The following is a 4,563-nucleotide window of genomic DNA, read 5'->3' as shown; positions in this document are numbered from 1 at the left end:
GGTCTGTTTAAATTAGTTTCAAACTCAAAGAGTGGTTTTATCGTAGAATCTTTAATCGATAAAAAGCGTATGCCTGCACATGCGACTTCAAAAATTTCTGCTTTAGAGGATATCGCAATTTTCACAGAAGAAGGAGATGTTCAATTACAAGAGGTAATCAAGAATATCAAAGAAAAAGAGAATGGTGGACAGGCTATCAGCCACAAATCTTCAAGTAACGAGTTGAAAGCTTATATGAGAGAGATTCTACCTAACTATGATGAAGATCGTGTTTATGTTTCTGATATGAAGAAAGTCTTTCAGTGGTATAATATTCTTCAGGAAAACGATATGTTGAACGAAGTTGAAGCAGAGAAAGAAGAAACTTCAGAAGAAGAATAGAATAAGTTCTAAAAGAATAAAGAGAGGCTGTCAAATTAATTTGACAGCCTCTCTTTGTTTTTGATGAAGCATTTTATTCAAAAAGATTTCGCGATATGATGAACTTAGAATCTTCAAGAGCTTTTAAGGCATGCAATTCACCTTCAGAGAATGAGAAGAAATCATCGGTTTCAACGAGCGTTTTCTTTCCAGCAATTTCAAATTCTATCTTTCCTGAAATCAGATATAAACCTGCATCGGCAGGAGCAGGTTGTGATGGAACAATCGTGCCTTTTTCTACTGCAACAATTAGCGATTCAAATTGTCTGTTTTTATAGATTTGCTTTTTATCGATACCAGATATTTCAATTTCCTGCGATAGTTTATTGATGTGCATGGAGTGATTATTATGTGTTAGTTTTGAAAACTTATTCTATATGGGAATAAGTTTTACTATTTTTATATGACTAAAATAATGAAAGCTATGCCAAATAAAAATTTAATTCAGATCTCATTCGCATCAATATTATTGCTTGGCTTATTGTCATGCGGAAAATCAATTTCTTTAATTGATGAATGCAATAAAGTCCTTGAAACGGATCGTGCTTTCTCATCCTATTCTCAAGAATATGGGATGGCTGAGTCATTTTATAAATTTGCCTCACCAAAGGCTGTTATGTTGCGGGATAATTCATATCCTATTGTAGGAAATGAAAATATTAAGGCATTATTTTCGTCTAAGAATGTTGAGGGGCAAAGCTTAACGTGGGAGCCTGAATACGTCGATGTATCTGCTTCCAGAGATATGGCTTACACTTATGGCTATTATAAGTATATAACGCCAGATTCAACTTACAAAGGTTGTTATGTTTCTATTTGGAAGAAAGATAAACACAATGATTGGAAATATGTTTTTGATGCAGGAACCAGTGGCCTTGGCAAGGAGAAATAAGATTGATTAAGGTCAAGAATGATTAAGGAAGACAGGTTTAAATGAAAATTATTAGTATGACTAAAAAACATATAACCAGCAATAGTTTTTAAATTAAAGAGATATGTTTTTTAAAAATAATTGACTCATAATTATTATTTTTCATCAAATTAAGTAAATTTACGATGCTATTAATATTAAATAATTGAAGTATGCCACAAGGTACCGTAAAATTCTATAATGAAACTAAAGGTTTTGGTTTCATTAAAAACAATGAGACAGAAGAAGACATCTTTGTACACGTAACAGGATTGATTGACAAAATTGACCAGGGAGATGTTGTTTCTTTCGACGTTGTTGAAGGAAAAAAAGGAATGAATGCCGTTAATGTAAAAATTGACTAATTCTCTAATAAGAATTTTCTTTCTAAAGCTCAATGTGAATTGGGCTTTTTTTATGCCCTTTATTTTAATGTTACCTAAGTGAATTGTTAGATAACAATTCAGATCGATAAAACTGACAATAGTATCTTCTTTCCTAAAATCAATCTTCATTCGAGTTTTCCATCTCTATCTATTGTTATATATTTGTTAGATGATTAACAAAGAAGAAAAACTTCAAGTCCTAAATAAGATCAGTTCCGATACGCTGATGGAACACTTAGGGATTATATATACCGAACTTGGTGAAGATTATCTGGTTGCAGAAATGCCTGTGACATCTAAGCATTATCAACCCATGCGTATTTTACATGGTGGAGCAACTTTAGCTTTAGCAGAATCTGTGGGCTCAGCTCTTTCTGTCATTCATATCGATATGGATAAATTTGACGTGAAAGGGATGGAGATAAATGCCAATCATATTCGAAGTGTCAAAAAAGGAACAATAAGGGCTAAGGCTAAGTTTATACATAAGGGTAGAACAAGTCACATTGTAGAAATTAATATTTGCAATGAACAGGATAAACTCATCTCAATTTGTCGATTGACTAACGTAGTGTTAAAGAAACAGCTATGATAGATGCGTTTATTTTGGAAAAGATAGAGAGTATTCTCAAATATTGTTTGAACAATCATCTTCCATTTTTTACTTACCGATTACCAAATTCAGATTTTATTAATATTGGTGTTCAGAAGGATTTGAACTTGATGAGTTTCCAAAATGTTATTGATCTTCAAAGCAAACAAGGTTTTGTGATGGCGCCCTTCGACTCAAACGATAAACACCCTTCATGGTTTATCCGTGAGGATATAGGTTTTAGTTCTGAGAACATTAATGAAGAAGATATTCAAAACTTGAATCGATGTAAGAATGAGCTCGAGTATGAAGAAAATGACACTTGTTTTGAAAGCTCTGAATCAGATTACTTCTCTCAATTATCTGAAATTCTAAAGGCTTTAAAAGGAGAGGATTTGCAAAAGGCAATTCTATCGAGAATTCAGATTGAAAAGAACGATAAAAGTCTGGATAGCCCATCTTTGTTTGTTCAGCTTTGCCAGTATTATCCACAAGCATTTGTCTCCTTTGTTTCTCTTCCTGGAATTTGCTCGTGGATGGGAGCGAGCCCGGAATTACTACTAAAATCAGAAAATAATAAAACAGAAACAGTTGCTCTAGCTGGAACTCTGCCAGTATTGAGTTCTAATTTGTCAGATATTAAGTGGGGACGTAAGGAAATTGAGGAACAAGCTTTCGTAAGTGATTATATTGATGCTGTTTTTAAAGATAATTCAATTGACCAATTCGAAAAGAAAGGTCCTTTTACAGTAAAAGCAGGACAGGTTGCTCATTTGAAAACGGAGTTTAAGATCGAGCGAAATCTGAGTTTTAAGGATAAGGCTAAGATGATAACAGCTTTACACCCAACACCTGCTGTTTGTGGCTTACCTAAGTTAAAGGCACTAGATTTAATCAAGGCTGTTGAAACCCACGACAGGGAATATTATGCTGGTTATTGGGGACCACTGGAAGCGAATGGAGACTTTGCTTTATATGTGAATTTACGAACCATGAAAATAACAGAAAATCAATTATCTTTATTCGTTGGTGGTGGAATCACAGCTGATTCTATTCCTCAAAAGGAATGGGAAGAAACCCAACACAAGGCTCAAACACTCTTGTCAGTGATAAAGGCTAGTAAGCTTTCATGATAGAATTTCAGATCAAAAAAAATAAGAATGACTCAAAATACATCAGATATATTAGGTGTTAATGAAATTATAAATATTTGTGTTGCAAAGGGAATGGCGCATGTGGTGATTTCTCCAGGATCGAGAAATGCCCCTTTAACGATCTCTTTCGCACGTGATACAAGAATAGAAACGCCTGTAATAGTTGATGAGCGAAGTGCTGGTTATTTTGCTTTGGGAATTGCTCAACAAACAGGCAAGCCAGTCGGCTTGGTTTGCACATCAGGTACAGCCTTATTAAACTATGCACCAGCCATTGCTGAAGCATTTTACCAACGCTTGCCTTTAGTCGTTATCTCAGCTGATCGCCCACAAGAGTGGATCGGACAGGATGATAGTCAGGCTATAGATCAAGTAAATGTTTTACAGAATTTCGTAAAAGCAAGCTATCATTTACCTATTGCTTACAAGGGCACTGATGATTTATGGAGTATTAATAGAATAATGAATGAGGCTTTATCTAAATCCATTTCTGGAAGAATGGGCCCGGTTCATATTAATGTTCCATTCAGAGAACCTCTTTATGGTGAAAAGGTTAATGAATATAAATCTGAAAGAATCATTAATAAGCTGGTTTCTAAAGATGCCCTTTCAAATGAAGCTAAAGAGAGTTTGAGTCAGGAGTGGCAAGCTTCAAAGAAAATTTTGATTCTAGCTGGCCTACTGCCAAAGACTGAAAAGCTAAATGCTTGCTTAAGTCAGTTGGCAAAATTTAAGCAAGTTGTAGTTCTGACTGAGACAATCTCAAATCTGCAAGATCAGGCTTTTTTGCCTTGTATCGATAGGGTGATTACAAGCTTCTCTGATGATGAAATTCCAAATTTCCAACCAGATTTACTCATCAATTTTGGAGGGCCATTGGTTTCTAAAAAGATCAAATCATTTTTGAGAGATCATACTCCTAAAAAGCATTGGTTCATTGGAAAAGAAGATACCTTTATCGATACGTTCCAAACTCTAAGTTCACATATTGATCTTTCACCAGAAGCATTTTTTGAAGATCTGTTAGCTCTTCTTACTGAAACTGAAAGTACGTATGCTGAAGTTTGGAAAGATAGAGATCAAGCTTGTGATTTAGTTCAT

7 protein-coding genes are annotated in these 4,563 nt (G+C 34.5%); 6 read left to right on the top strand and 1 reads right to left on the bottom strand.

What is annotated here, in order from left to right; all coding sequences use genetic code 11:
• On the top strand, nucleotides 1–381 hold a 381-nt coding region (locus ABY905_RS14310), incomplete at its 5' end, for a DUF5606 domain-containing protein (RefSeq protein WP_372645052.1).
• A 73-nt stretch (nucleotides 382–454) separates the two neighbouring features.
• Here ABY905_RS14310 and ABY905_RS14305 read toward each other — a convergent pair.
• Nucleotides 455–757 carry a cupin domain-containing protein gene (locus ABY905_RS14305; protein WP_372645050.1) on the bottom strand — a complete coding sequence of 101 codons (303 nt, stop codon included), beginning with the start codon at nucleotides 755–757 and terminating at the stop codon, nucleotides 455–457.
• 87 nt (nucleotides 758–844) lie between these two features.
• Here ABY905_RS14305 and ABY905_RS14300 point away from each other — a divergent pair, with 87 nt between their 5' ends.
• The 5 genes from ABY905_RS14300 to menD all read left to right on the top strand — a co-directional run.
• Entirely contained in the window at nucleotides 845–1,312 is a 468-nt protein-coding gene (locus ABY905_RS14300; RefSeq protein ID WP_372645048.1) for a DUF4440 domain-containing protein, read from the top strand.
• A gap of 191 nt (nucleotides 1,313–1,503) precedes the next feature.
• Nucleotides 1,504–1,695 carry a cold-shock protein gene (locus tag ABY905_RS14295; protein ID WP_372645046.1) on the top strand — a complete coding sequence of 64 codons (192 nt, stop codon included), beginning with the start codon at nucleotides 1,504–1,506 and terminating at the stop codon, nucleotides 1,693–1,695.
• Between the two features lie 190 nt (nucleotides 1,696–1,885).
• The gene (locus ABY905_RS14290; RefSeq protein ID WP_372645044.1) at nucleotides 1,886–2,308 is read left to right on the top strand and encodes a PaaI family thioesterase; all 423 of its coding nucleotides are present in this window, start codon (nucleotides 1,886–1,888) and stop codon (nucleotides 2,306–2,308) included.
• Complete coding sequence (locus ABY905_RS14285; RefSeq protein ID WP_372645042.1) at nucleotides 2,305–3,441, top strand: isochorismate synthase; 1,137 nt, start codon at nucleotides 2,305–2,307, stop codon at nucleotides 3,439–3,441. The genes ABY905_RS14290 and ABY905_RS14285 overlap by 4 nt, the downstream gene beginning before the upstream one ends.
• 27 nt (nucleotides 3,442–3,468) lie before the next feature.
• On the top strand, nucleotides 3,469–4,563 hold a 1,095-nt coding region (menD, locus tag ABY905_RS14280), incomplete at its 3' end, for a 2-succinyl-5-enolpyruvyl-6-hydroxy-3-cyclohexene-1-carboxylic-acid synthase (RefSeq protein WP_372645040.1).

Source organism: Ancylomarina sp. (assembly GCF_041555295.1).
Classification (GTDB): Bacteria; Bacteroidota; Bacteroidia; order Bacteroidales; family Marinifilaceae; genus Ancylomarina.
This window is presented reverse-complemented; position numbering and strand designations above follow the sequence as displayed.

Bases quoted from the DNA above. Each gene is read 5' to 3' on its own strand.
- ABY905_RS14300 (WP_372645048.1), top strand. From the start codon at position 845: ATGCCAAATAAAAATTTAATTCAGATCTCATTCGCATCAATATTATTG.
- ABY905_RS14295 (WP_372645046.1), top strand. From the start codon at position 1,504: ATGCCACAAGGTACCGTAAAATTCTATAATGAAACTAAAGGTTTTGGT.
- ABY905_RS14305 (WP_372645050.1), bottom strand. From the start codon at position 757: ATGCACATCAATAAACTATCGCAGGAAATTGAAATATCTGGTATCGAT.
- ABY905_RS14290 (WP_372645044.1), top strand. From the start codon at position 1,886: ATGATTAACAAAGAAGAAAAACTTCAAGTCCTAAATAAGATCAGTTCC.
- ABY905_RS14285 (WP_372645042.1), top strand. From the start codon at position 2,305: ATGATAGATGCGTTTATTTTGGAAAAGATAGAGAGTATTCTCAAATAT.